Origin of the sequence: Micromonospora coerulea, assembly GCF_016598485.1 — a bacterium.
GTDB lineage: Bacteria > Actinomycetota > Actinomycetes > Mycobacteriales > Micromonosporaceae > Micromonospora > Micromonospora coerulea.
In genome coordinates, this window is record NZ_JAEMUW010000013.1 from 17,156 (window position 1) to 42,157 (window position 25,002).

Below are 25,002 nucleotides of genomic sequence, written 5' to 3' on the forward strand. Positions count from 1 at the left end.
CCCCGCTCAGCCGGCCGAGCCGGCGCGGGCCGCGCCCTGCCCGGCGTCGTGACCCGCGGGGCCGGTGTCCCGGCCGGCCGGGTCGGTGCCGGTGCCGGCCGGGTCGGTGCCGGCCGGCCCGCGGCGGCGGGCCAGCCAGAAGAGACCGCCGCCGAGGGCGAAGGTGAGCAGGACGCCGAGGACGCCGGAGAGACCGGTGGACAGGAACCGGTTGTCCATGCCCCGGATGCCGTAGTCCGCCAGCGGGCTGTCGGCGAGCTCGTGGTCCTCGGCCCGCTGCGCGGGGCAACTGCCGCCGGTGATCTCGCCGTCCGCGTTCACCGTGCAGCCCGTGAGCAGCGACGAGTCCAGCCCGTCCGGATGCGACGAGGCGTAGTTGCTGACCACCCCGGCGAGCAGCAGGGCGACCAGCAGGCCGCCGAGGAGGAAGCCCCAGTTGCGCTTCGTCATCGGGCACTCCCGGCCACCGGAACCCGGGTGGCGGGGGCGACCGGCTCCAGGGCGCGCAGCGCGTACACCAGGTCGGGGCGGACCTTGGCGACGGTGAGCACCGTGGTGGCGGTGATCAGGCCCTCGCCGATGCCGATCAGCAGGTGGACACCGGCCATCGTGCCGGCCAGCCCGGTCAGGTTGTTGCCGAGGTCGGTGGTGCCGCCGAGCCAGTACTGCAGGACGAAGCCCTGGCTGGCGACAACGACGCTGACCAGCGCGGAGACGAAGGCGGTGACCGCGAGGCCGGCCGGGGTCCGGGGCAGCACCCGCAGCAGGAGCGCGATCAGCAGGTACGCCGCAGCGGTGCCGAGGATCGCCATGTTGGTGACGTTGAGGCCGAGCATGGCCACCCCGCCGTCGCCGAAGACCAGCGCCTGCACCACGAGGACCACGGCCACGCAGAGCGCGCCGACCCACGGGCCGACCAGCAGCGCGGCGAGCGCGCCGCCGAGCAGGTGACCGCTCACCCCGGCGGTGAGGATCGGGAAGTTGAGCATCTGCACGGCGAAGATGAACGCGGCCACCAGGCCCGCCATCGGGGCCAGCCGGTCGTCCAGGTCCCGGCGGCCACGCAGCACGCAGAGGGTCAGCACGGCGAGTGCGAAGGCGGCGAAGACCGCGGCGACGGGACCGTTGATGATCCCGTTCGAGATGTGCATCGCCAGGATTTCCACTCGACCTCCCGGGGCGCGGTGGGCGGGCGCACACCGACGAGCCTCAGCCTATTTGCACCGGCTCTCTGTTGCCAATCTCTTGCAACAAGCCATGGCCTTGATCACCTGCCGGCGGCGCGCGCCGCCGGGGCGCGCCCGGGCGGCGGCGGTATCGTCAGCGCCATGACCGACCGCCTCAACCCCGGTGACCCGGCGCCCGAGTTCACCCTCCCCACCGACACCGGCGACACGCTCTCCCTGGCCGACCTGCGCGGCCGCAAGGTCATCCTGTACGCCTACCCGGCCGCCATGACCCCCGGCTGCACCAAGCAGGCCTGCGACTTCCGCGACTCCCTCGCCTCCCTCCAGGCCGCCGGCTACCACGTGGTGGGCATCTCCCCGGACAAGCCGGAGAAGCTGGCCAAGTTCCGCGACCGCGACGCCATCACCTTCCCGCTGGTCGGCGACACCGACAAGGCGGTGCTGACCGCGTACGGCGCGTACGGCGAGAAGCAGATGTACGGCAAGACGGTCACCGGCGTGATCCGATCGACCTTCGTCATCGACGCCGACGGCAAGATCGAGCGGGCGTTCTACAACGTCAAGGCCACCGGGCACGTCGCCAAACTGCGCCGGGACCTCGGACTGGACTGAGCCGGTCGGATGCGCCGCGGCGGACCGGACCACACACGCCGCACGCGGAACGTTCTAGACTCAGCGGGTCTGCGGGAGTGGCGTAACAGGCAGGCGCGCAGGCCTTAGGAGCCTGTGTCCGAAAGGACGTGGGGGTTCGATTCCCCTCTCCCGCACCAAGGGCCGTGTCATCAAGGTCACGGTCGAGGGCTCGTACCCTGCCAGTGTTGCAGGATGGCGGGCGTGAGCCTGCGTTTCGTACTGGATCCCGAACTCACCCCGGCGCTGCGCGCGCAGATCGTCGCCCTCTGGGTGGACGTCACCAACGCCGGCGGCGCGGTGGGCTTCGTCGCCCCGGTAGCCGCGGCCGAGGTCCGGCCCATGGCCGAGGCCGCCTTCGCCGAGATCGCCGACGGGCCGGACCGGCTGCTGGTCGGCTACGAGGGTGACCGGCCGGTCGCCATCCTGATCTTCTGCGACAACCGGTTCCACCTGAAGCGGCACTACCAGGTGCTCAAGCGCGTGATGGTGCACCCCGACACCCAGGGCCGGGGGTACGGCGTCGCGCTGATGCGGGAGGCCGAGCGGCTCGGTCGCGAGTGGGGCCTGGCGGCGCTGCACGTGACGGTCCGGGGCGGGCTCGGCCTGGAGTCGTTCTACGACCGGCTGGGCTACCGGGAGGTGGGCCGGCTCCCGGGCGCGCTGCGGCTCGCCCCGGGCGACGACCGGGACGAGATCTTCATGTGGCTCGACCTGGACGGCCCGGCGGCCTGAGGGCGCTCGCCGCACCAGCCCAACCCGCACAGCCGGCGCGGACCACGTGCGGTGATGCCGCGCGCAGTGGTCAATCGAGCAGCGTGACCGGGTCGCCGACGCACACCTCGCCCGGCCCGTCGGGGACCAGGTGCAGGCCGAAGAGGAGCTTGTGCCCGATGTTGCGGTGCCGGGCGAGGGTGCGCAGCGGCTCCTTGCCGCGTACCCCGGTCTCCTGGTCGGTGGTGGTGACCACGCAGCGGTCGGCCGGCCCGGCGGCGCGGAGGACCACCGAGCCGATCCGGAGCCGGCGGCCGGCCCACCCGTCCTCGGCCCAGGCGGGGGCGCCCTCGACCACCAGGTTGGGGCGGAACCGGGCCATCGGCACCGGTGGTTCGCCGGCCTCGGCCAGCCAGTCGTTCAGCGCGTCGAGCGAGGCGGCACCCGCCAGCAGCAGCGGGTACTCGTCGGCGAAGCTGACCTGGTCGCCGGTGTCGTGGTCGCGCTCGCCGGAGTCCAGATGCCGGGCCGGATCGCGCAGCCAGACCAGCCGGACGGGGCGCCCGAGCAGGTCGCCGAGCCAGGCGTCGGCCGCCGGGCCGGCGGGCAGCGCGGCGACCGGCCGGCGGCTGCGGAACACCCGGACGAGCAGCGGTTCGCCGGTGTCCGGCTCGGACACGTCCAGGTCGGCGCGGTCCGGGGCACGCAGCACCAGGCCGCCGTCGCGCGGGGTGGCGCGGAGGGTGACCAGCGCGGTGACCTCGCGCTGGGTGACGCCGACGCCGTGCTCGTCGACGACCAGCCAGCGCCGGTCGCCGGCCAGGCCCCACGGTTCGACCCGGGCGCCGTCGTGGTCGAGCCGGCGGCAACCCTTGACCGGGTACGTGTGCAGGGCCGCGAGCCTCACCAGGCCACCCCGATCCCGTCGCCCGGGTACCAGTGCCGCGCCGGTGTCTCCCGGTACGCCAGGAAGCGCCGGCCGGTCCGCTCCGCGTGCTCGGCCAGCACGTTGGTGACGGTGACGTTGTCGGTGAGCAGCATCGCGCCGGGGGCGAGCTTCGGCTCCACCGCGTCGAACTCCCGCTTCTCGTGGCCCCGGCTGTGGTCGCTGTCGTGCAGGAACAGGTCGACCGGGCGGTCCAGCGCCCCGATCGAGGCGACCGAGTCGCCGATCACCAGATCGACCACGCCGGCCCACGGGGTGGCCCGGGCCAGGTAGCCGGCCTCCGGGTTGATGTCCAGCGAGGTGAGCCGGCCCGGGTGTCCCTCGGCGGTGTTGCGCAGCAGGGCGGCGGCGAGGACGCAGCTGCCGAGCCCCTTGTCGACGCCGGTCTCGACGACGTGGGCGGGCTTGCGGGCGCGGACGATGGCGTACCAGCCGATCCGGCGGGCGTACCGGACGCGCTTGTCGGCGAGCCCGCGACGGGACGCGGCGGCGGTGGCCCGCTCGATGTGCCCGCGCAGTTCCTCGTCGGTCTCGATCTCGTTGAGGTACGCCCGGACCTGCTTGACCGGCACGTCGCAGACCACGCTGACGAACCAGGCGAGGTGGTGCCGGCTCAGCTTGGTCAGCTCGTACGTGTAGTTGTGGTGCTCCCGCGAGGTGACCAGCCAGCGGGCGGAGGTGCGCAGCACCTTGGCGTCGTGCCGGGCGACCCGGGCCAGCCGCTTGGGGAAGGCGGCGACCGGGGCCAGCGGGGTGCGGGCGATGGCCCGCCGGAGCTTCGTTGCGTCCACGGGAGCGTTCTACCAGTTAACCGGGGCGGCTGACGAGGAAAGTTTCCATTCACCCGGTCGGCCGGCCCGGCCCACCGAGTGGACGAGGGCACCCGGGCGGAAACGCAACTCAGTAGCATCGCGTCCCATGTCCGATCGTCAGCAGTTCCCCGGCGCGCAAGCGGAGGCTACCGAGGCCGCAGCCTCCACCATGGACGGGGCGATACCGCCACCTGCGCCGCGTCGCCGTCGGGGCCGGCGGATCGCCGATGTAGCTCAGGTAGCGCGAATCGGGGGCGGCCGGGAGCTTCAGGTGTGCGCGAACGCGTGGCTCGACGAGATGACGACGTCGAAGCTCTCCCGGGTCAGGGTCCGCCAGGTCAGGGGCATCAGCGGCAACGCCAGCGCCTTCGACCGCCGCAGCGGCGTACGGGCGAGCCACGACTCCCGCAGGTCGAGCCCGCGCCGGGCGTCCCGGTCACGCCACAGCACGAACCCGGTCGCGTCCGGCAGCACCTCGCGCAGCGCGAGGAAGACGTTCTCCGAGCCGCCCGTCGCGCCGAACCACTCGTGCACCAGGGCCACCGACTTGCCGGCCAGCAGCGGAGCGCGCTCGCGCCGCGGGGCAGGTCGGTTCTCGAGGAGGTCCGTTGCCCTCCTGATCTCCGGAAACCCGTGGCCGGTCAACCCATCACCACCTGCAACTGCTCGTCAAGCCGGGGTGCCAGGCTCCGCACGTACGTCGCGGTCAGGTGGTTGGTGTCGCGATAGACGAGCACCCCGCCGATGACCGCCGCGCACCGGTCCGCCGGGCAGACCGCGTCGTTCAGGTCGACCAGGTGCACGCCCGACAGTCCCTGCGCCGCGGTGGCCTGGAGCGGGCCGATGCCGGCCAGCGCGGCGTCGCGGGCGACGGCGCATTTGGTCAGCTGTTCCCGGTGGGCGGACACGCACTCGGCGATGTCCCGGCGCGGCGCCGGAGTGTCCCGCAGCACCACGACGGGCGCCACGGCGGCGAGCCCCTGCCAGGTGCGACGCATCGAGTCCACCAGGGCGGTGTTGTTCGCCGCCCCCTGCATGGCCCGGCCGTCCCGGATGGCGGAGTAGTTGTAGCTGCTGGTGACGATGAGGTCCGGGCGGTCGGCGGCCAGCGTGCGCCGCAGGGACTGGTTCCAGGTCACGCAACTGTCGTACGGGCGCAGGTCCGCACCCACGGCCACCTCGACGTCGAGGACGGGGCAGCTCGACTTGGTGTACGTCACCAGCCTCCAGTTCCGCTGCTCCGCGACGGCTTGCAGGGCGGGCACCCACTGCGCGGCGTGCGAGTCACCGATCAGGGCGACGGTGACCGTGGCGGTGGCCGCGCCGTAGGTGCACGGGCGGACCGCGGTGTCGGTCGGGCTGCCGTGGCACCCGTCGGAGTAGACCGACGGCAGGTCGCCACGGGCCCGCGCCGGGTCGGGAACGACCGACGGGGAGCGGTCGACGGGAACACCAGCGCCCGCCGCGACGCCGGACCTCAGCACGGCGGCGCCCTGGGCGTTGCGGACGGTGGCGCCGTCGGTCGCCGGCGCGACGGTCGCGAGGTGGAAGGCCACGCCCGCGCCGACCGACAGCACGGTGCACGCCAGTCCGACCGCGAGCGCGGTGCGCGGCCGCACGGAGAGCTTCCGGGAGTGCCAGACCGGTCGTTCCACGAACCGGCTCGTGAGGTACGCCAGCACGACGGAGACCGCCACCGCGAGCGCCCGCACCGCGAGGCCCGGCTTCTCCAGCCGCGCGGTGAACGCCACCAGCAGCGGCCAGTGCCACAGATAGAGGGTGTACGAGATCCGGCCGAAGAACTGCAGCGGCGGCAGGCGCAGTACCGCCACCGGGCCGTACCGGTTGACCGAGCCGGCCGCGAGGACGAGCGCGGCTCCCACGGTCGCGGGCAGCGCCAGCAGTCCCGGGAAGGGCGTCGAGGCGTCGAAGAGCACGGCCGATCCCGCGATGGCCGCGACGCCGATCCAGCCCGCCACCGAGGCCGCGGCACCGGTCAGCCGCCGGAGCGGCCAGAGCGCGAGCAGCGCGCCGATCGCGAGTTCCCACATCCGGGTGGTGGTGACGAAGTAGGCCCGGCCCGGGTCGGTCTGGACCATCACCACCGACCACGCGAAAGAGGCCGCCCACACGATGCCCACGGCGCCGAAGGCGAGCCTGCCGAACCGGGTGGGTCCGCCGTTGCTTCGCCGGGCCAACCAGGCGACCGCCACCAGCAGCACCGGCCAGACCAGGTAGAACTGCTCCTCGACCGCGAGCGACCAGTAGTGCTGGACGATGCTGGGCGCCTGCTCGGCGGCGAGGTAGTCGACGGACAGTTCCGCGAGCCGCCAGTTGACCACGTAGAGAGCGCTGCTCACGACGTCCCACGCCGTGTCCCGCCACCGGATGTCCGGCAGGAAGAGGTAGGTGAGGACCACCGCCCCGAGCAGGACGAGCGCCGAACTGGGCAGCAGCCGCTTCGCCCGTCTCGCCCAGAACCGGCTGAGCGACAGCCGGCCGTGGGCCGCCACCTCCGCCACCATCCCGGTGGTGATCAGGTATCCGGAGATGACGAAGAAGACGTCGACCCCGACGAATCCACCGGGGATGAGCGGGACGTCCGCGTGCCAGAGCACCACCAGCAGGACGGCGAGCGCCCGCAGGCCCTCGATGTCCTTGCGGAACCCGCTGCGTGGGCGGACGTCGGGCGTCCGGTCCACTGAGCCGGTGGCGGCGGCAGCGACCGGCTCGGGGGTGGACGCGACGGCCGCGGGGTCCGGTGCCGGTGCGGGATCGGGTGGGACGGGCGGGTCGGCCGGCCCCGGCTCCGGCGCGGCGACCGGGGCCGGCTGTTGCGCGGCGACCGGTTCCCGCTCCGACGGCCCGGCGTCGGCGGCCCGGCTCGCGTCGTCCGTCGCGGCCACTCCCGCCGGCCGCAGGCGTCGACCGAGCCGGCGCTGCGCGAGACTGAACCCGTCGATGATCACCACGCCGCCGGCGGCGGACAGCAGGTACCGCAGCCAATCCCCCGAGTTCTCATCTCGGTGAACCTGTACGGACCCTCCGGCTGCATGCCACAACTCCTCTGTTCACCCGCCGTGCGGATAGTACAGAGAGGCCGCCCGCCGGATGGTCCGCCGGTCGGTGGGACCAGGCGCCGCGGCTTGTCTTTGAAATTCTTCATGCATAGAGTCCTGGCATGAATGAAAGCGCTGTCGTCGCGGCGCCGACCGACCGGGTGCTGGACCTCTTCCACGGGGTCCGGCTCACCCCCACCCAGCGTCGGATCGCGCACTGCCTGGTGCAGCACGCGGGCGCGGCGGGGTACCTGTCGGCGGCCGAGGTGGCCGAGCTGGCCGGGGTCAGCCAGCCGTCGGTGACCCGGTTCGCGATGGCGCTCGGCCACGACGGCTACCCGGCGCTGCGCCGCCGGCTGCGGGAGCTGACCGCCGCCGGTACGGCCGACCCGGTCGACGCCGGCAACCCGCTGCAGCGGGCCGTCCGCGCCGAAATGGGCAACCTCGACCGGCTGGCCGGGCAACTCGCCGACCACGACCGGCTCGCCGAGGTGGGGACGCTGCTGGCCGGCAGCCGCCCGCTGCCGGTGCTCGGGCTGCGCGCGGCGGCGCCGCTGGCCGCGTACTTCGCATACTTCGCCGCGAAGGTGCACCCGGACGTCCGGGTGCTGGACGACGCTGGCAGCCTGCTCACCGACCGGCTCGAACAGGCCGCCGCGGCCGGGGCGACCGCGCTGCTCGCCTTCGTGCTGCCCCGCTACCCCCGGGAGACCCTGGACGCGCTGCGCGAGGCCCGGGCCGCCGGGCTGACCGTCGTCGCGATCACCGACTCGCCGGTCAGCCCCGCCACCGAGCACGCCGAGGTGGTGCTCCCGGCCGCCGTCGGCACCGACCTCGTCTTCGACCTGCACACCGCCCCGATGACCCTGGCCATGGTGGTGCTCCAGGCGATCTGCGACGCCGCCCCGGCCGACACCCAGGCCCGGCTCGAGGCATTCGAGTCGTCCGCCGCCCGCCGCCAGTTGTTCCTCGGCTGAGAGGAGTACGAAATGCACCAGCCCGTCCGCGCCGCCCGCGGCACCGCACGCACCGCGAAGGGGTGGCCCCAGGAGGCCGCGCTGCGGATGCTGATGAACAACCTCGACCCGGAGGTGGCCGAGCGCCCCGACGACCTGGTCGTCTACGGCGGCACCGGCAAGGCCGCGCGGGACTGGCCGTCCTACCACGCGCTGGTCCGGACGCTGACCGAGCTCCGCGACGACGAGACGATGCTGGTGCAGTCCGGCCGCCCCGTCGGCGTGATGCGCACCCACGAGTGGGCGCCCCGGGTCCTGCTGGCCAACTCCAACCTGGTCGGCGACTGGGCCACCTGGCCGGAGTTCCGCCGCCTGGAGCAGCTCGGCCTCACCATGTACGGGCAGATGACCGCCGGTTCGTGGATCTACATCGGCACCCAGGGCATCCTCCAGGGCACGTACGAGACGTTCGCCGCCGTCGCGGCCAAGCGGTTCAACGGAACCCTGGCCGGGACGCTGACGCTGACCGCCGGCTGCGGCGGGATGGGCGGCGCGCAGCCCCTCGCGGTCACCATGAACGGCGGCGCCTGCCTGATCGTCGACGTGGACCGCAGCCGGCTGGACCGCCGGGTGCACGACCGCTACCTGGACGAGGTCGCCGACTCGCTGGACGACGCCGTCGCGCGGGTGCTGGCGGCGAAGCGGGACCGTCGGGCGCTGAGCGTCGGCGTGGTCGGCAACGCGGCGGTGGTCTTCCCCGAGCTGCTGGTCCGCGGCGTCGAGATCGACATCGTGACCGACCAGACCAGCGCGCACGACCCGCTGTCGTACCTGCCGGTCGGAGTGGAACCGGCCGACGCCCGGGACTACGCGGCGGCGAAGCCGGCCGAGTTCACCGACCGGGCGCGGGCGTCGATGGCCCGGCACGTGGCCGCGATGGTCGGCTTCCTCGACGCCGGCGCGGAGGTCTTCGACTACGGCAACTCGATCCGTGGCGAGGCGCAGCTCGCCGGCTACGAGCGGGCCTTCGACTTCCCCGGCTTCGTGCCGGCGTACATCCGGCCGCTGTTCTGCGAGGGCAAGGGCCCGTTCCGGTGGGCGGCGCTCTCCGGCGACCCGAAGGACATCGCCGCCACGGACCGGGCCATCCTCGACCTGTTCCCGGAGAACGAGTCGCTGGCCCGGTGGATGCGGATGGCCGGCGAGCGGGTCGCCTTCCAGGGCCTGCCCGCGCGGATCTGCTGGCTGGGCTACGGCGAGCGGGACAAGGCGGGCGTCCGGTTCAACGAGATGGTGGCCTCCGGTGAGCTGAGCGCGCCCGTGGTGATCGGCCGGGACCACCTGGACTGCGGCAGCGTGGCCAGCCCCTACCGGGAGACCGAGGCGATGGCCGACGGCTCCGACGCGATCGCCGACTGGCCGCTGCTCAACGCGCTGGTCAACACCGCCAGCGGGGCGTCCTGGGTGTCCATCCACCACGGCGGCGGGGTCGGCATCGGCCGGTCCATCCACGCCGGGCAGGTCTGCGTCGCCGACGGCACCGCCCTGGCCGGGCAGAAGATCGAGCGGGTGCTCACCAACGACCCGGCGATGGGCGTCATCCGGCACGTCGACGCCGGCTACGACGGCGCCCGCGAGGTCGCCGAGCGCACCGGCGTCCGGGTGCCGATGGCGGAGGGCGCCGCGTGAGCGCGAGGAGTGCAGCGCAGCGGAGCCCCGCAGTCGCGAACAACAGGGGCGCCGCGTGACCGACCTGGCTGCCCGGTTCCGGAAGCTGTGGGACTCCCTCGCCCCGGTCGGGCGGGACGCCGACAGCGGCGGCTACCTGCGGTACGCGCTGACCGAGCCGGAACGGTGGCTGCGCGCCTGGTTCCGCGACCAGGCCGACCAGCGGGGCATGCCGGTGCAGGAGGACGGCAACGGCAACCTGTTCGCCTGGTGGGGCGATCCGGCGGCGGGCGACGCTGTGCTCACCGGCAGCCACTTCGACTCGGTGCCGCATGGCGGCGCGTACGACGGGCCGCTCGGCATCGTCAGCGCGTTCCTCGCCGTGGACGAGCTGCGCGCGGCCGGGTTCACCCCGGCCCGGCCGCTGGCGGTCGGCGCGTTCGTGGAGGAGGAGGGCGCCCGGTTCGGCGTACCGTGTCTGGGGTCCCGGCTGCTCACCGGCGAGATCGCGGTGGAGCGCGCGGCCGAGCTGCGCGACGCGGCCGGGGTGAGCTTCGCCGACGCGCTGGGCGACCGGCCCGCGGGCGCCGACCCGGTGCTGCTCGGCCGCTTCGCGGCCTTCGTGGAGCTGCACGTCGAGCAGGGCCGCGCGCTGGTCGAGCAGGACGCGCCGGTCGCGGTGGCCAGCGCCATCTGGCCGCACGGCCGCTGGCGCTTCGACTTCCAGGGCGAGGGCAACCACGCCGGTACGACCCGGATGGCGGACCGCCGCGACCCGATGCTCACCTACGCGTTCACGGTGCTCGCGGCGAACAAGGAGGCCCGGCTGCGCGACGCGCACGCCACCGTGGCCCGGGTGGCGGTGGAGCCGAACGCCACCAACGCCATCCCGTCCCGGGTGACCGGCTGGCTGGACGCCCGGGCGGCCGAGCCGCAGACGCTGCACGGCCTGGTCGAGGCGGTACGCGCCAAGGCCGCCGAGCGGGCGAGGCGGGACGGCACGGAGCTCACCCTGACCGAGGAGTCGGCCACGCCGCTGGTGGCGTTCGACGGCGGGCTGGCCAAGCGGCTGGCCACGCTGCTCGACGCGCCGGTGCTGCCGACCGGGGCCGGGCACGACGCCGGGGTGCTGGCCGCGCACCTGCCCACCGCGATGCTCTTCGTGCGCAACCCGACCGGTGTGTCGCACTCCCCCGCCGAGGCCGCCACCGACGCCGACTGCGCGGCCGGGGTGACCGCCCTGGCCCGGGTGCTGGAGGAGCTGACATGCCGCTGACCCGCTGGCTCGCGGAGTACGCCTGGCTGCCCGACCACGCCGAACCCACGCCCGAGGTGCTGATCGAGGTCGAGGACGGCCGGATCACCGCCGTCGCGCCACTGGTCGGGGGCGGCACCCCGACCGCCGGCGTCGAGGTGCTGCGGGACGCCACGCGGCTGCCCGGGCTGACCGTGCCCGGGCTGGCCAACGCCCACTCGCACGCCTTCCACCGGGCGCTGCGCGGGCGTACCCAGGGCGGCCGGGGCGACTTCTGGAGCTGGCGGGACGTCATGTACGACGTCGCGGCCCGGCTCGACCCGGACAGCTACCTGGCCCTGGCCCGGGCGGCGTACGCCGAGATGGCGCTCGCCGGGATCACCTGCGTCGGCGAGTTCCACTACCTGCACCACGGCCCCGACGGCACCCCGTACGCCGACCCGAACGCGATGGGCGCGGCGCTGATCGAGGCCGCCGCGCACGCCGGCATCCGGCTGACCCTGCTGGACACCTGCTACCTCACCGCGACGGTCGACGGGGCGCCGCTGGTCGGGGCGCAGCGGAGGTTCGGCGACGGGGACGCGCTGCGCTGGGCCGAGCGGGTCAGCGGGATCGCCCCCGGCAACGACCACGCCCGGGTCGGCGCGGCCATCCACTCCGTCCGGGCGGTGCCGGCGGAACAGCTGGCCACCGTCGCCGGCTGGGCCGACCGCAACGGCGTGCCGCTGCACGTGCACCTCTCCGAGCAACCCGCCGAGAACGACGCCTGCCGGGCGGTGCACGGCTGCACCCCGACCCGGCTGCTCGCCGACCACGGCGTGCTCGGCCCGCACACCACCGCGGTGCACGCCACCCACCCCACCAGCGCCGACCTGGCCCTGCTCGGGGAGAGCCGGACCGGGATCTGCCTCTGCCCCACCACGGAGCGGGACCTGGCCGACGGGATCGGGCCGGCGCGGCGGATGGCCGAGGCGGGCAGCCCGCTGAGCCTGGGCAGCGACAGCCACGCGGTGATCGACCTGTTCGAGGAGGCCCGCGCGGTGGAGCTGGACGAGCGGCTGCGGACCCGCCGGCGGGGCCACTTCACCCCCGCCGACCTGTGCACCGCCGCCACCGTGGCCGGGCACGCGGCGCTGGGCTGGGGTGACGCGGGCCGGCTCGCCGTCGGCGACCGCGCCGACCTGGTCACCGTACGGCTGGACAGCGCCCGCACCGCCGGGGTGCCCCCGGTCGGGGCGTTCCACGCCGCCACGGCGGCCGACGTGCGGCACGTCGTGGTGGACGGCCGGACGGTCGTCGCCGACGGCCGGCACCTGACCGTGGACGTGCCGACCGAGCTGCGCGACGCCATCGAGGCGGTGACCAACCGATGAGCAGCCTGCTGGTGGACAACATCGGCGAGCTGGTCACCAACTCCGTCGGCGCGGGTGGTGGCGGGCCGCTGGGCCTCCGCCACGACGCCGCCGTGCTGGTCGAGGACGGCCTGGTCGCCTGGGTCGGACCGGCCCGGGACGCGCCGGCCGCCGACCGGCGGATCGACGCCGAGGGCGCGGCGGTGCTGCCCGGCTTCGTGGACAGCCACGCCCACCTGGTCTTCGCCGGGGACCGGGCCGCCGAGTTCGCCGCCCGGATGGCCGGCGAGCCGTACACCGGGGGCGGCATCCGCACCACCGTCGGCGCCACCCGCGCCGCATCCGACGACGAGCTGCGGGCCACCGTGGGGCGGCTGCGCGGCGAAGGGATGCGGCAGGGCACCACCACCATCGAGATCAAGAGCGGGTACGGGCTCACCGTCGCCGACGAGGCCCGCTCGCTGCGGATCGCCGCCGAGTTCACCGAGGACACCACCTTCCTCGGCGCGCACGTCGTCCCCGCCGAGTACGCCGACCGCCCCGACGACTACGTGGGTTTGGTCTGCGGGCCGATGCTGGCCGCCGCCGCCCCGTACGCCCGCTGGATCGACGTGTTCTGCGAGCGGGGCGCCTTCGACGTGGACCACGCGCGGGCGATCCTCGCCTGCGGTCAGGCCGTCGGGCTGGGCGTGCGGGTACACGCCAACCAGCTCGGCCCCGGGCCGGGCGTGCGGCTCGGGGTGGAACTCGGCGCGGCCAGCGTCGACCACTGCACGCACCTGACCGACGCCGACGTCGACGCGCTGTCCGGCTCGCCGACCGTCGCCACGCTGCTGCCGGGGGCGGAGTTCTCCACCCGGTCGCCGTACCCGGACGCCCGGCGGCTGCTCGACGCGGGCGTGACCGTGGCGCTGGCGACGGACTGCAACCCCGGGTCGTCGTACACCTCGTCGATGCCGTTCTGCGTCGCGCTCGCCGTACGCGAGATGCGGATGACCCCGGCGGAGGCGGTCTGGGCCGCGACCGCCGGCGGGGCGGCGGCGCTGCGCCGCTCCGACATCGGTCGGCTGGCCCGGGGCGCCCGGGCCGACCTGATGATCCTCGACGCCCCCTCTTACCTGCACCTGGCCTACCGGCCCGGTGTGCCACTGATCCGCCAGGTCCTGCGCAACGGAGTACCTCAATGTCGACCGTAATCATCCAGCCCACCGGGATCACCCCCGCCGACGTCCTCGCCGTCGCCCGCGGCACCGCCAAGGTCGTCCTCGACCCGGCCACCGTGGAGGCCATGACGACCAGCCGCGCCATCGTGGACGGCATCGAGGCCGCCGGCCGGCCGGTCTACGGCGTCTCCACCGGCTTCGGGGCGCTCGCCAACACCTTCGTCGCGCCCGAACGGCGGGCCGAGCTCCAGCACGCGCTGATCCGCTCGCACGCCGCCGGGGTGGGCGCGCCGATGCCCCGCGAGGTGGTCCGGGCGATGATGCTGCTGCGGGTCCGCTCCCTCGCGCTCGGTCACTCCGGGGTCCGCCCGCTGGTCGCCGAGGCCCTGGTGGACCTGCTCAACCACGAGATCACCCCGTGGGTGCCCGAGCACGGCTCGCTCGGCGCGTCCGGCGACCTGGCGCCCCTGGCCCACTGTGCGCTGGTGCTGCTCGGCGAGGGCTGGGTGCTCGGGCCGGCCGGCGAGCGGCTCGACGCCGCCGAGGCGCTGCGCCGGGTCGGGCTGGCCCCGATCGAGCTGGCCGCCAAGGAGGGGCTGGCGCTGATCAACGGCACCGACGGCATGCTCGGCATGCTGCTGCTGGCCATCCACGACGCCCGGCACCTGTTCGCCATGGCCGACGTCACCGCCGCCCTGGCCATCGAGGCGATGCTCGGCTCCGAGCGGCCGTTCCTGCCCGAGCTGCACGCCATCCGGCCGCACCCCGGGCAGGCCGCCTCGGCGGCGAACATCCACCGGCTGCTCCAGGACTCCCGGGTGATGGACTCGCACCGCGACGACCTGGCGCACGCCGTGCAGGACGCGTACTCGATGCGCTGCGCCCCGCAGGTCGCCGGCGCGGCCCGGGACACCCTCGACTTCGTCGACACGGTCGCCGGGCGGGAACTGCGTTCGGTGGTGGACAACCCGGTGGTGCTGCGCGACGGGCGGGTCGAGTCGACCGGGAACTTCCACGGCGCGCCGCTCGGCTTCGCCGCCGACTACCTGGCCATCGCCGCCGCCGAGGTGGGCGCGATCGCCGAACGCCGGGTGGACCGGCTGCTCGACGTTGCCCGCAACCGCGACCTGCCGGCGTTCCTCTCCCCCGACGCCGGGGTCAACTCCGGACTGATGATCGCCCAGTACACGGCGGCCGGGATCGTCGCGGAGAACCGCCGGCTGGCCGCCCCCGCCTCGGTGGACTCGCTGCCCACCAGCGGCATGCAGGAGGACCACGTCTCGATGGGCTGGGCGGCGGCCAAGAAGCTGCGCACCGTGCTGGACAACCTGACCAGCCTGCTCGCCGTGGAGCTGCTGGCGGCCGTGCGCGGGCTCCAGCTCCGCGCACCGCTGGAGCCGTCGCCGGCCGGCCGGGCCGCGGTGGCCGCGCTGGGCGGGCCCGCCGGCGAGCCCGGCCCGGACGTCTTCCTCGCCCCGGTGATGGAGGCGGCCCGGGCGGTGCTGGCCGGCCCCGAGCTGCGGGCCGCCATCGAACGCGAGGTCGGCCCGCTGGGCTGACCTCGAGCGGGGCGCTGCCGTCCGTCGTGGGTCAGACGGTGGGCGGCAGCACCTTCGCGACCAGCTTGGCCAGCTCGCGCAGCGCCTTGCCCCGGTGGCTGACCGCGTCCTTCTCCTCGGGCGTCAGCTCGGCGTTGGTCCGCTGCTGCCCGTCGCCGAGGAAGATCGGGTCGTACCCGAACCCGCCGTCGCCGCGCGGCGCGCGCAGCAGCCGGCCGGACTGGCGGCCGTCGACCAGGTGCTCCTTACCGCCCGGCAGCACCAACGCGACGGTGCAGACGAAGGAGGCGGCCCGGTGCTCGTCCGGCAGGTCCGCGATCTGGTCCAGCACCAACTGGAGGTTGGCCCGGTCGTCGCCGTGCCGGCCGGCCCAGCGGGCGCTGAACACCCCGGGCATGCCGTTGAGCGCGTCCACGGCCAGCCCGGAGTCGTCGGCGATGGTGGGCAGGCCGGTCCGGCCGCAGCCCTCCCGCGCCTTGATCAGCGCGTTCTCGCCGAAGGTCAGGCCGGTCTCCGGCAGCTCCGGGTACGCCTCGACGTCGTCGAGGCCGAGCAGGGCGATCCGGTGCGCGCCGAGCGCACCGTCGAGGATCCGCTGGAGCTCGACGAGCTTCTTCCGGTTCCGGGTGGCGAGCAGGACCTTGTTCATGAGGTGAGCGCCTTCCGCTGCGCGTCGGCCAGTTCCAGACAGCCCAACACGCCCAGGTCGAGCAGGGCGTCGAGCTGGTCACGGGCGAAGACGCCGGCCTCGCCCGTCCCCTGCACCTCGACGAAGTCGCCGGTGCCGGTGCAGACCACGTTCATGTCCACCTCGGCGGCCACGTCCTCTTCGTAGCAGAGGTCCAGCCGCGGCTCGCCGGCGATGATGCCCACGCTGACCGCGGCCACCGACCGGTGCATCACCTTCTCCGGCTTGCCGGCCAGCGCCTTGCGCGCGGCCAGCCAGCCCACCGCGTCGTGCAGCGCCACGTACGCGCCGGTGATCGCGGCCGTACGGGTCCCGCCGTCGGCCTGGAGCACGTCGCAGTCGAGCACGACCGAGTTCTCGCCGAGCGCCTTGAGGTCGATGCTGGCGCGCAGGCTCCGGCCGATCAGCCGGGAGATCTCGTGGGTTCGCCCACCGACGCGGCCCTTCACGCTCTCCCGGTCCGAGCGGGTGTTGGTGGCCCGGGGCAGCATCGCGTACTCGGCGGTCACCCAGCCGAGCCCGGAGCCCTTGCGCCAGCGGGGCACCCCCTCGGTCACGCTCGCGGTGCACAGCACCCGCGTCGCGCCGAACTCGACGAGGACCGAGCCCTCCGGGTGGGTGCTCCAGCCCCGGGTCAGGGTCACCGGTCGGAGTTGGTCGGGCAGCCGCCCGTCAGGTCGCGCCATGCCTGCACCTTATGCGGTGCACCGATCGAACCGTCCCCGGGATGCCCGGGACGCGGCGGCGCGGCTCGCGCCGCCGGGACGGGCGCCGGTCAGACCTCGTACGTGGCGCCGGCCCGGACCACCTCGAGCGGACCGGTGTACGCGGCGGCGGCCGACTCCAGCGTGTGCGCCTCACTGCCCCAGGCGGCCACCAGGTGGGTGAGCAGCAGCCGGCCGGTGCCCGCCTTGGTCGCCGCCTCGCCGGCCTCCCGGCCGGTCAGGTGCAGGTCCGGCGGGTTGTCCACGCCGTCGAGGTAGCTGGCCTCGCAGAGGAAGAGGTCGGCACCCTGGGCGAGCCGCACCAGCGCGTCGCAGGGGGCGGTGTCCGCCGAGTAGCAAAGCACCCGCCCGCCGTGCTCCAGCCGCACCCCGTACGTCTCGACCGGGTGGTTCATCCGGTCCACGGTGACGCTGAAAGGCCCGATCGGGAACGTCCCCGGCTGGAGGCCGTAGAACTGGTAGACATCCTCGACCGTGCTGTTCTCCTGCCCGTACGCGGCGGCGAGCCGGTCCGGCGCGCCGGCGGGCGCGTACACGGGCAGCGGCGGGTACGGCCCGTCCGGGGCGTACCGGCGCACCACCACGTACGACACCGCGTCGAGCATGTGGTCGCAGTGCAGGTGGGTGAGGAGGATGGCGTCGGGGGCGTGCAGCCCGACGTAGCGCTGGAGGGTGGAGAGCGACCCGGAGCCGAAGTCGATCAGGAGGCGGAAGCCTTCCGCCTCGACCAGGTAGGCCGAGCAGGGGGATTCGGGGCCGGGGAAGCTGCCCGCGCAGCCCAGGACGGTCAGTCGCATCCGGTCGTCCCGCTGTCACGCACGGTAGTCGACGCGCCGGCAACCTCTCCGTCGATGATCTCTACCGACGCGTACGCCACGCTGCGCAGCCTACGCGCCGCCACTGCGGGTCAAGAATCATCTACCGGAAGATGTCATCAACGTGACACCGGCACGCGTCTCCGCGCCATCCGGTGACGCAGGAGTCGGCCGGCGGCAGGACGCCGCCGGCCGACCCCGTGGCCGTCAGGCCCAGAGCTGCCCTTCCAGCGCGTCCTCGGCATCCGCGAGGGTGCCGCCGTACGCCCCGGTCGACAGGTATTTCCAGCCGCCGTCGCAGACCACGAACGCGACGTCGGCCCGGCGGCCGTCCCGGACCGCCTCGTGCGCCACGGCCAGCGCCGCGTGCAGGATCGCGCCCGTGGAGAAGCCGGCGAAGATGCCCTCCACCTCGACCAGCTGCCGGGTGCGCAGCACGGCGTCCCGGGTGCCGACCGAGAACCGCCGGGACAGCACGGTGGCGTCGTACAGCTCCGGGACGTACCCCTCGTCGATGTTGCGCAGGCCGTAGACCAGCTCGCCGTAGCGGGGCTCGGCGGCGACGACCTGGATGCCGTCGACCTTCTCCCGCAGGTAGCGCCCGGTGCCCATCAGGGTCCCGGTGGTGCCCAGACCAGCCACGAAGTGGGTGATCGTGGGCAGGTCGTGCAGCAGCTCCGGCCCGGTCGTCTCGTAGTGCGCCCGGGCGTTCGCCTCGTTGCCGTACTGGTAGAGCATCACCCAGTCGGGGTGCTCGGCGGAGATCTGCTTCGCGGTGGCGACGGCCTGGTTCGAGCCGCCGGCCGCCGGCGAGAAAATGATCTCCGCGCCGTACATCCGGAGCAGTTGCACCCGCTCGGTGGAGACGTTCTCCGGCATCACGCAGACCAACCGGTACCCGCGCAGCTTGGCCACCATGGCCAGCGAGATGCCGGTGTTGCCGCTGGTCGGCTCCAGGATGGTGGCACCCGGACGGAGCCGGCCGGACTCCTCGGCCGCGCGCACCATGAACAGGGCCGCCCGGTCCTTGATGCTGCCGGTCGGGTTCCGGTCCTCCAACTTCGCCCACAGCCGCACCGGCGGCGCCCCGTCGGGCACCGTCGGCGAGAGCCGCGGCAGCCCGACCAGGGGCGTGCCGCCGCTGGCGTCGAGCAGGCTGTCGTACCGCGCCATGGCAGACCGCCCTCAGCGGGCGGCGACGGCCGCGCGGTGGCCGGCGATCGCGGCGGCGGCCGCGAAGCCGAAGGCCCCACCGGCGACCGCCGGCAGGATGGTGACGCTGTCGCCGTCGTTGAGCTTGGCGTCGAGCGCGCCGAGGAAGCGGACGTCCTCGTCGTTGACGTAGACGTTGACGAACCGGTGCAGCGCACCGGCGTCGGTGACCAGCCGGCCCTTCAGGCCGGCGTGCCGGGAGTCCAGGTCGGTGAGCAGGTCGCTCAGGGTGTCCCCGGCGCCCTCGACGACCTTCGCGCCGCCGGTGTAGCTGCGCAGGATGGTGGGGATGCGAACCTCGATGGCCATGATGTCGTGCTCCTTGTTCGGGTGTGCGCGGTGACGGGCGGGAAGGGAATGAGCCGGCGCTGAGAGGTCAGCGGCCGGAACACTCGTAGTCGACCGTCGCCGGGCTCTGCCCGAACATGTAGGACTGGACGGCGTGCGGGTCCACGGCGGCATCCACGATCCGGACCGGCTCCTCGGTCACCACGCCGTCGACGATCCGGAAGGAGCGGATCTCCTCCGTGTCGGGCTCTCGGGTCGAGACGAGCAGGTAGTGCGCTCCCGGCTCGCCGGCGAAGGAGATGTCCGTGCGGGACGGGTAGGCCTCGGTGGCGGTGTGCGAGTGGTAGATGACCACCGGCTCCTCGTCGCGGTCGTCCATCGCCCGCCACACCCGCAACTGCTCCATCGAGTCGAACTCGTAGAACGTCATCGAGCGGGCCGAATTCTCCATCGGGATGTGCCGGGTCGGGGTGTCGCTGCCGACGGGACCGGCGACCACGCCGCACGCCTCGTCCGGGTGGTCCCGGCGCGCGTGGGCGACGATCGCGTCGACGATCGACCGGTCGATGCTCAGCACGCCGCCCAGCCTAGCGCCTGCCGCTGACGCCCGGCGAGGTGGCGACCGTCACGACTCAGTCGATCAGGGCGTTGAGCAGGGACTCCTGCAGATAGCCCAGATACGCGTAGACCGAAAGCTGGAACACCCGGGACGAGGTCGGGTCCTCGGCGACCGCGTCGTCGAGCTCCTCCCCGAGGTCCGTGCCGTCCTTGATCTCCAACCGGACGCCCATCGCCAGCCGGGCGTCGTTGAGCGCGCGCAGCCACGCCTCGGCCGCCTCGGCGTCCAGGCGCACCTCGTGGCCGGTCTCGCCGGCGGAGTCGGGCAGCGCGGCGAGGATGGCCCCGGCCTGGTCGATCTTCGCGGTCTTGAGGTCGCCCTCGGTGTACCGGCGGAACTCGGCCGTGCTCGCCGAGTCGTCCGGGTAGACCTCCGGAAAGAGCCGGCCGACCACCGGGTCGCTGTGGTCGAAGCCGTCGGTGAGCAGCCCCACCACCTCCGAGGCGACCTTGCGCAGCACCCGGACCTCGTCCACGGCGAGGGTGGCGACGTACCGGTCGCCCTGGCGACGGAACATGCTCACGAGCGGTCCACCGTCGCCCACAGGCCGTACGCGTGCAGCTGCGACGCGTCGTGCTCCATCCGCTCCCGGGCGCCGCTGGAGACGACCGCCCGGCCCTTGTGGTGCACGTCCAGCATCAACTGCTCGGCCTTCTCCCGGCTGTATCCGAAGAGCTTCTGGAAGACCCAGGTCACGTACGTCATCAGGTTGACCGGGTCGTCCCACACGATCGTCACCCATGGCCGGTCGGAGACCGGCACCTCGTCGGTGTCCGGCGTCTCGACCGGTGCAACCTGTGGAGCCGCCATGCCCCCCATCGTGCCACCGGATCCCGGGAACCGATGAATCGGAACGCCGGGTCGGTCCGGATCACCCTCCTGGGCGGCCGGACGCCGGTCGGCGCCGCCGACCTCAGGCGAGCAGGATGCCGTGGTCGACAGCATCGGTGAGCACCGTGCCCAACGAGAGCCGGATCACCTCGAATCGGCGGGACACCTCGCTGGAGAGCTCCAGCTCGACCTCGCGCAGCGCCCGCTGGGCCCAGGACCGCGCGCCGTTCGGGTCGTCGGTGCCAGGCCCCCGCCAGTGCTGCCAGCAACCACCGGAGAGCGCCACCCCCACCGGGGGCAGCACCTCCACCCGCTCCGCGCCGGGGAACCCGGCCAGCGCGTCCATCGCGCCGGCGCCGCTCAGCGCGGCCACCCCGGCGGTGCTGGTGACCAGGAGGACCCGGTCCAGCTCCCGGCCGACCGGGTGGTCGGCGAGGCCCCACCGCACGGCGTGCGCGATCCGGCGGCGCACCCCCTCGGCGAGCGGCGCGCCGAAGACCCGGGCCGCCGCCTCGTCGAGCACCCCGCGCACGGCCTGGTCACACTGCGCGGTGGCGAGCAGCGACAGGGCCTCCATCTCCCGGTCCAGCAGCTGCGGGAGGCCGGCGGGGCCGACCCCGAAGACGATCTCCTGCACCACCCGCAGGTGGATGTTCGCCAGTTCCAGGGCGAGGTGCTGGCGGATCCGCTGGGCGCCGGAGCGGACCTGACGGTCCAGCCGGTCGGCGAGGTCACCCGGGTCGAGGCCGGGCACCACGTTCACCCGGCCGTGCTGGCCCGGCAGCACCGGCGGCTGCGCGCTGGCGCGGCGGAGCCCCTCGTCGGCGGCCCAGCCGACCAGCGCGCGGCGCAGCGCCGCGTGGTCGGCGTGGCGGACCGGGTACCAGCGGGCCTCGGCGAGGTCGGGCACGGCGGCCAGCAGGGCGGCCCGGTGGGCGGCGAGCGAGACCTCCACCGGGTCGACCGGACGCTGGCCCGGCGCCCGGGTAGGGGCGGCCGACGGGACGGACGCCCCCGCGTCCTCCGTCGTCGTCGCGCCGCCCGACCCGGCGGCCGAGCCGGCCACCCCCGGGGTGACCGCGAAGAACACCGCCACCCCGGCGCGGGCCACCTCGGCCAGCAGATGCAGCTCGGCGGCGGTGAAGGCCTGGTCCGCGGAGATCACGAAAAGCAGCGCGCCGGCCCGGCCGACCGCCTCCAGCAGCACCCGGCCACCGGCGACGCCGAGCGCACCGGTGTCCGGCGTGTCCAGCACGACGAAGTGCCGCAGCAGCGGGTTCGGCACGCTCAGCTCCACCCGGCGTGGCGGGCGGGCCAGCGCCGGGCCGGCGGCGAGCGGATCCGCGCCGTACGCGTGCGGCTGCCGGTAACCCGGCACGTACGCCGCGCGGGTCGGCACCCGCGAGTGGGTGACCACCAGGCAGCTGCCGGTCGGCACCGCGAGCATCCCCGGCTCCACCTCCAGCAGGGCGGCCAGCACCTGGCGACGACCCGCGCCGGCCGGGCCGGCCGCCACCACGGCCAGCGGCTCGTCGGGGCCCGGGGTGGTCACGTCGACCCGGGTGGGCAGCGGAGCCCCGCGCGGCGGCTCGGCCGACCCGCCCGGGTCGGGCTCGTCGACCGCACGGAGAGGACCCGGCTTCATCAGGCGGCCTCCCGGTCGGGCGACCGAAATGGGCCGGTCGCGTGAAAAATCCGGTGGTGGCAACCGGATGCCGGAAGAGTACTCGCGGGGCCCACTCCCGGCCGAACACTTCGGATACTCACCGGTAATCAACAGGTTACTCAACTTCGCTGCGTGACGGTCTACGCGCGGACAGATTACCCTCGATATGCTGCTGCGATGAGTCGGTGGGACTTCGTCGGCCGCACGGATGAGCTCAACCGCCTGCTGTCGGCGGTCGGCAGTCCGGAGGGGCGTGGACTGTTCTTCAGCGGCAGCGCGGGGGTCGGCAAGAGCCGGCTGCTGCGGGAGGGGGTCGCGGCCCTGCCCACCGACCGGTACGCGATCTGGTCGGTCTCGGCCAGCGCCACCACCGCCGCCCTGCCCTTCGGCGGACTGGTCCAGGTGCTCCCGGCCGACCAGCCGCAGGGCCTCTCCCCCGCCGGCATCCTGCGCTGGGCCGTGGACGTGCTGCAGCAGCAGGCGGCCGGGCGGCGCATCGTGCTGGCGATCGACGACGCACACCTGCTGGACCCGCCCTCGGCGGCGCTGGTGCACCTGATCTCCCGGGCCGAGAACGCCACGGTGCTCGGCACCCTGCGCAACGGCGAGCAGATCCCGCTGCCGATCCGCGCCCTCTGGACCGACGACCTGGTCGAGCTCGTCGAACTGGGTCCGCTGAGTCCCGCCGAGATCACCGGCCTGCTCGCCGCGATCCTCGGCGGCCCGGTCGACGCGGGCTCCGCCGAGCGGCTGTTCCGGCTCTCCGCGGGCAACCCGCTGCTGCTGCGCGAGCTGGTGCTGGCCGCCGCCGGTGGCCGCGAGCTGACCCGCACGTACGGGATCTGGAAGTGGACCGGCCGGCTGGAGCTGGCCCCGAGCCTGACCGACCTCATCGGCACCCGGATCGGCCAGCTCACCCCCGGCGTCCGGGCGGTGGTCGAGCTGGTCGCCTTCGGCGAACCGCTCGGGCTGCAACTGCTCGAGCGCGCGGTGGAGCCGGTCGACGTGGAGACCGCGGAGGAGCGCGGCCTGATCAGCCTGGTGCACGACGACCGGCGGCTGAACGTGCGGCTGGCCCACCCGCTCTACGGCGAGGTGATGCGGCGGCAGTGCCCGGTGAGCCGGACCCGCCGGCTCCAGGCCACCCTGGCCGACCTGCTGGAGCAGGTCGGCAAGCGGCGCCGCGACGACCTGCTCCGGGTTGCGGTGTGGCGACTGGACTCGGGTACCGCGCAGGACCCGGCCCTGCTGCTCGCCGCGGCGGCCCAGGCCTTCGGCCGGTACGACGTGCCGCTGGCGACCCGGCTGGCCCGGGCGGCGCTGGAGGCCGACGGCGGCTTCGACGCCGCCGAGCTGCTCGCCACCATCCTGATGTTCGCCGACCGGCCGGACGAGGCCATCGCGGTGCTCGACTCGGTCGCCGGCGACGTGCGCTCCGACCGGCGGCGCAGTCGCTGGCTGACGGTACGCGGCATGGTCAGCTACTGGGGGCTGAGCCGGGAGTCCACGGTGGAGGAGATCGCCGCCCGGGGCGACGAGCTGACCGACCTGGCCGACGTGGCCCGGGTCCGCGCCTTCGAGGCCATCATGCGGCTGCACCGGCTGGACACCGACGTGGCGTTGCGACTCGCCCAGTCGGTGCTGGACCGTCCGGCCGCCTCGGTGGCCTCCCGGGAGCTGGCCCGGTGCACCATCGCCCACCTCCAGGCCGCCCAGGGCCAGTTCCGGCGCAGCGCGACCGCGATCGCCCGGGTGCAGGCCGAGGCGGCCCGCTGGCGGGGCGACATGCCGTACCTCCAGCTCGCCATGGAGCTGGCCCGGGGCACCCGGCTCGCGCTCTCCGGTGACCTGGCCGGCATCGACGCCATCGTGGCCGACGAGTTCGCCGACCTCGCGGGCGCGGGCGACTTCCGGCTGGGTACCGGCTACCTGGCCATCCTCCAGGCGTACGCGGCCCGGCTGCGGGGGCACAGCGACGAGGCGCTCAAGACCAGCCTGGGCGCCTGCGCGGTGCTCGCCACCAGCCGGGTCTACGCCGGCCTCGCCCATGCCGAGCGGGCCCAGGCGGCGGCGTTGCGCGGCGACCCGGTGCTCGCCGCGGAGGCGATGGCGGAGGCCGACCGGACCCACGCCCCCGGCATGGCGGTGCTCTACCCCTGGCTGGAACAGGCCCGCGGCGCGGTGCTGGCCGCCGGCGGCGACCTGCCGGGCGCGACCAAGCACCTCAGCCAGCTCGCCGACCGGCTGCGGGAGGACGGGCTGGCCGGCCACGAGGCGCTGGTCCTGCTCGACCTGGTCCGGCTCGACCAGGCCGCCGCCCCGGTCGGCCCGACCTGCACCGACGGCGGGCGGCGCAGGGTGGCGCAGCGTCTGGCCGAGCTCTCCGAACGGGTCGACGGGGTGCTGCCGCCACTGCTCGCCCGGTACGCCCGCGCCGCCGTCGCGAACTCCCCCACCGAACTGCTCGCCGTCGCCGACGGCTTCGCGGCCCGGGAACTGATCGTGTACGGGGCCGAGGCCGCCGCCATGGCCCTGCACCGGCTGCGGCAGAGCCGCTCGACCGCCACGGGCCCGGCCCGGGAGCGCCTCGCCGCCCTGATGAGCGGCTGCGGCCACCTCTCCACCCCGGCGCTCCGGCTGCTCCGCCCGGCGCTGAGCGACCGGGAGTGGGAGGTGGCCCGCCTCGCCGCCGACGGGGCGACCAGCCGGACCATCGGCGAGCAGCTCTACCTGTCCAGTCGGACGGTGGAGAACCACCTCCAGCGCATCTACAGCAAGCTCGGGGTGGCCGGGCGGGCCGAGCTGCGGGCCGCCCTGCGGTCGATGCCGGGCCCTGACGGCGCCGGTCCCGCCTGAA

Annotated in this window: 24 protein-coding genes and 1 tRNA gene; 10 read left to right on the top strand and 15 right to left on the bottom strand. The window is 74.3% G+C overall.

The genetic code is table 11. The annotated features are described in order from the left end of the window. Positions 1-6 precede the first annotated feature (6 nt). Both I8N68_RS17790 and I8N68_RS17795 read right to left on the bottom strand, forming a co-directional pair. Positions 7-450 carry a PDGLE domain-containing protein gene (locus tag I8N68_RS17790; protein WP_200211164.1) on the bottom strand — a complete coding sequence of 148 codons (444 nt, stop codon included), beginning with the start codon at positions 448-450 and terminating at the stop codon, positions 7-9. Beyond that, positions 447-1,166: an energy-coupling factor ABC transporter permease gene (locus tag I8N68_RS17795; protein ID WP_200211165.1), complete on the bottom strand. Its 720-nt coding sequence runs from the start codon at positions 1,164-1,166 to the stop codon at positions 447-449. The genes I8N68_RS17790 and I8N68_RS17795 overlap by 4 nt, the downstream gene beginning before the upstream one ends. Before the next feature lie 162 nt (positions 1,167-1,328). Between I8N68_RS17795 and bcp the strand changes: the two genes are divergently transcribed. The 3 genes from bcp to I8N68_RS17810 all read left to right on the top strand — a co-directional run bounded on the left by bcp (position 1,329) and on the right by I8N68_RS17810 (position 2,552). Continuing rightward, the gene (gene bcp / locus I8N68_RS17800; RefSeq protein ID WP_200211167.1) at positions 1,329-1,799 is read left to right on the top strand and encodes a thioredoxin-dependent thiol peroxidase; all 471 of its coding nucleotides are present in this window, start codon (positions 1,329-1,331) and stop codon (positions 1,797-1,799) included. Between the two features lie 71 nt (positions 1,800-1,870). Beyond that, a tRNA-Leu gene (locus I8N68_RS17805) sits at positions 1,871-1,957 on the top strand. A gap of 55 nt (positions 1,958-2,012) precedes the next feature. Beyond that, entirely contained in the window at positions 2,013-2,552 is a 540-nt protein-coding gene (locus tag I8N68_RS17810; RefSeq protein ID WP_200211170.1) for a GNAT family N-acetyltransferase, read from the top strand. 70 nt (positions 2,553-2,622) lie between these two features. Here I8N68_RS17810 and I8N68_RS17815 read toward each other — a convergent pair whose 3' ends face one another. The 4 genes from I8N68_RS17815 to I8N68_RS17830 all read right to left on the bottom strand — a co-directional run bounded on the left by I8N68_RS17815 (position 2,623) and on the right by I8N68_RS17830 (position 7,261). Next, positions 2,623-3,438: an MOSC domain-containing protein gene (locus I8N68_RS17815; protein WP_200211178.1), complete on the bottom strand. Its 816-nt coding sequence runs from the start codon at positions 3,436-3,438 to the stop codon at positions 2,623-2,625. Further along, positions 3,435-4,268 (bottom strand): class I SAM-dependent methyltransferase, encoded by an 834-nt coding sequence (locus I8N68_RS17820; RefSeq protein WP_200211180.1) that lies wholly within the window; start codon positions 4,266-4,268, stop codon positions 3,435-3,437. The genes I8N68_RS17815 and I8N68_RS17820 overlap by 4 nt, the downstream gene beginning before the upstream one ends. Before the next feature lie 288 nt (positions 4,269-4,556). Then, entirely contained in the window at positions 4,557-4,934 is a 378-nt protein-coding gene (locus I8N68_RS17825) for a glycosyltransferase family protein (protein WP_200211182.1), read from the bottom strand. Continuing rightward, on the bottom strand, positions 4,931-7,261 hold the full coding sequence (locus I8N68_RS17830) for an acyltransferase family protein (RefSeq protein WP_307812865.1): 2,331 nt from the start codon (positions 7,259-7,261) through the stop codon (positions 4,931-4,933). Before I8N68_RS17830 ends, I8N68_RS17825 begins: the two co-directional genes overlap by 4 nt. Positions 7,262-7,470: 209 nt before the next feature. Here I8N68_RS17830 and I8N68_RS17835 point away from each other — a divergent pair, with 209 nt between their 5' ends. Genes I8N68_RS17835 through hutH form a run of 6 tightly spaced genes read left to right on the top strand, consistent with a single transcriptional unit; the run spans position 7,471 to position 15,301 of the window. After that, positions 7,471-8,325, top strand: coding sequence for a MurR/RpiR family transcriptional regulator (locus tag I8N68_RS17835; RefSeq protein WP_200211188.1), 855 nt, complete (start codon positions 7,471-7,473; stop codon positions 8,323-8,325). Between the two features lie 12 nt (positions 8,326-8,337). Then, positions 8,338-9,993: a urocanate hydratase gene (gene hutU / locus I8N68_RS17840; RefSeq protein WP_200211189.1), complete on the top strand. Its 1,656-nt coding sequence runs from the start codon at positions 8,338-8,340 to the stop codon at positions 9,991-9,993. A gap of 55 nt (positions 9,994-10,048) precedes the next feature. Then, the gene (locus I8N68_RS17845) at positions 10,049-11,248 is read left to right on the top strand and encodes an allantoate amidohydrolase (RefSeq protein WP_307812866.1); all 1,200 of its coding nucleotides are present in this window, start codon (positions 10,049-10,051) and stop codon (positions 11,246-11,248) included. Next, complete coding sequence (locus tag I8N68_RS17850) at positions 11,245-12,600, top strand: formimidoylglutamate deiminase (RefSeq protein WP_200211466.1); 1,356 nt, start codon at positions 11,245-11,247, stop codon at positions 12,598-12,600. The genes I8N68_RS17845 and I8N68_RS17850 overlap by 4 nt, the downstream gene beginning before the upstream one ends. Beyond that, the gene (hutI, locus tag I8N68_RS17855; protein ID WP_200211190.1) at positions 12,597-13,775 is read left to right on the top strand and encodes an imidazolonepropionase; all 1,179 of its coding nucleotides are present in this window, start codon (positions 12,597-12,599) and stop codon (positions 13,773-13,775) included. The genes I8N68_RS17850 and hutI overlap by 4 nt, the downstream gene beginning before the upstream one ends. Further along, positions 13,763-15,301 (top strand): histidine ammonia-lyase, encoded by a 1,539-nt coding sequence (gene hutH, locus I8N68_RS17860; RefSeq protein WP_200211191.1) that lies wholly within the window; start codon positions 13,763-13,765, stop codon positions 15,299-15,301. Before hutI ends, hutH begins: the two co-directional genes overlap by 13 nt. Positions 15,302-15,332: 31 nt before the next feature. Here hutH and rdgB read toward each other — a convergent pair whose 3' ends face one another. From rdgB to I8N68_RS17905, 9 genes are all read right to left on the bottom strand, one after another. Beyond that, positions 15,333-15,950 carry an RdgB/HAM1 family non-canonical purine NTP pyrophosphatase gene (gene rdgB, locus I8N68_RS17865; protein WP_200211194.1) on the bottom strand — a complete coding sequence of 206 codons (618 nt, stop codon included), beginning with the start codon at positions 15,948-15,950 and terminating at the stop codon, positions 15,333-15,335. Further along, positions 15,947-16,675: a ribonuclease PH gene (gene rph / locus I8N68_RS17870; protein WP_200211195.1), complete on the bottom strand. Its 729-nt coding sequence runs from the start codon at positions 16,673-16,675 to the stop codon at positions 15,947-15,949. Before rph ends, rdgB begins: the two co-directional genes overlap by 4 nt. 89 nt (positions 16,676-16,764) lie before the next feature. Beyond that, positions 16,765-17,511 (bottom strand): MBL fold metallo-hydrolase, encoded by a 747-nt coding sequence (locus tag I8N68_RS17875; RefSeq protein ID WP_200211196.1) that lies wholly within the window; start codon positions 17,509-17,511, stop codon positions 16,765-16,767. 225 nt (positions 17,512-17,736) lie between these two features. Beyond that, positions 17,737-18,702, bottom strand: coding sequence for a PLP-dependent cysteine synthase family protein (locus I8N68_RS17880; protein WP_200211198.1), 966 nt, complete (start codon positions 18,700-18,702; stop codon positions 17,737-17,739). A 12-nt stretch (positions 18,703-18,714) separates the two neighbouring features. Continuing rightward, positions 18,715-19,050 carry a MoaD/ThiS family protein gene (locus I8N68_RS17885; RefSeq protein ID WP_200211203.1) on the bottom strand — a complete coding sequence of 112 codons (336 nt, stop codon included), beginning with the start codon at positions 19,048-19,050 and terminating at the stop codon, positions 18,715-18,717. 67 nt (positions 19,051-19,117) lie between these two features. Continuing rightward, the gene (locus I8N68_RS17890) at positions 19,118-19,606 is read right to left on the bottom strand and encodes a M67 family metallopeptidase (RefSeq protein ID WP_200211205.1); all 489 of its coding nucleotides are present in this window, start codon (positions 19,604-19,606) and stop codon (positions 19,118-19,120) included. A 55-nt stretch (positions 19,607-19,661) separates the two neighbouring features. Further along, positions 19,662-20,165, bottom strand: a complete 504-nt coding sequence (locus I8N68_RS17895; protein WP_200211467.1) for a DUF2017 domain-containing protein — start codon at positions 20,163-20,165, stop codon at positions 19,662-19,664. A 2-nt stretch (positions 20,166-20,167) separates the two neighbouring features. Then, on the bottom strand, positions 20,168-20,458 hold the full coding sequence (clpS, locus tag I8N68_RS17900; protein WP_089010866.1) for an ATP-dependent Clp protease adapter ClpS: 291 nt from the start codon (positions 20,456-20,458) through the stop codon (positions 20,168-20,170). A 103-nt stretch (positions 20,459-20,561) separates the two neighbouring features. Then, the gene (locus tag I8N68_RS17905; protein ID WP_200211207.1) at positions 20,562-22,124 is read right to left on the bottom strand and encodes a P-loop NTPase family protein; all 1,563 of its coding nucleotides are present in this window, start codon (positions 22,122-22,124) and stop codon (positions 20,562-20,564) included. Positions 22,125-22,322: 198 nt separating this feature from the next. On the opposite strand from I8N68_RS17905, the gene I8N68_RS17910 reads away from it, so the two are divergent. Continuing rightward, a complete protein-coding gene (locus I8N68_RS17910; protein ID WP_200211210.1) occupies positions 22,323-25,001 on the top strand; it encodes a LuxR C-terminal-related transcriptional regulator in 2,679 nt (892 codons plus the stop codon). Position 25,002: the final 1 nt, after the last annotated feature.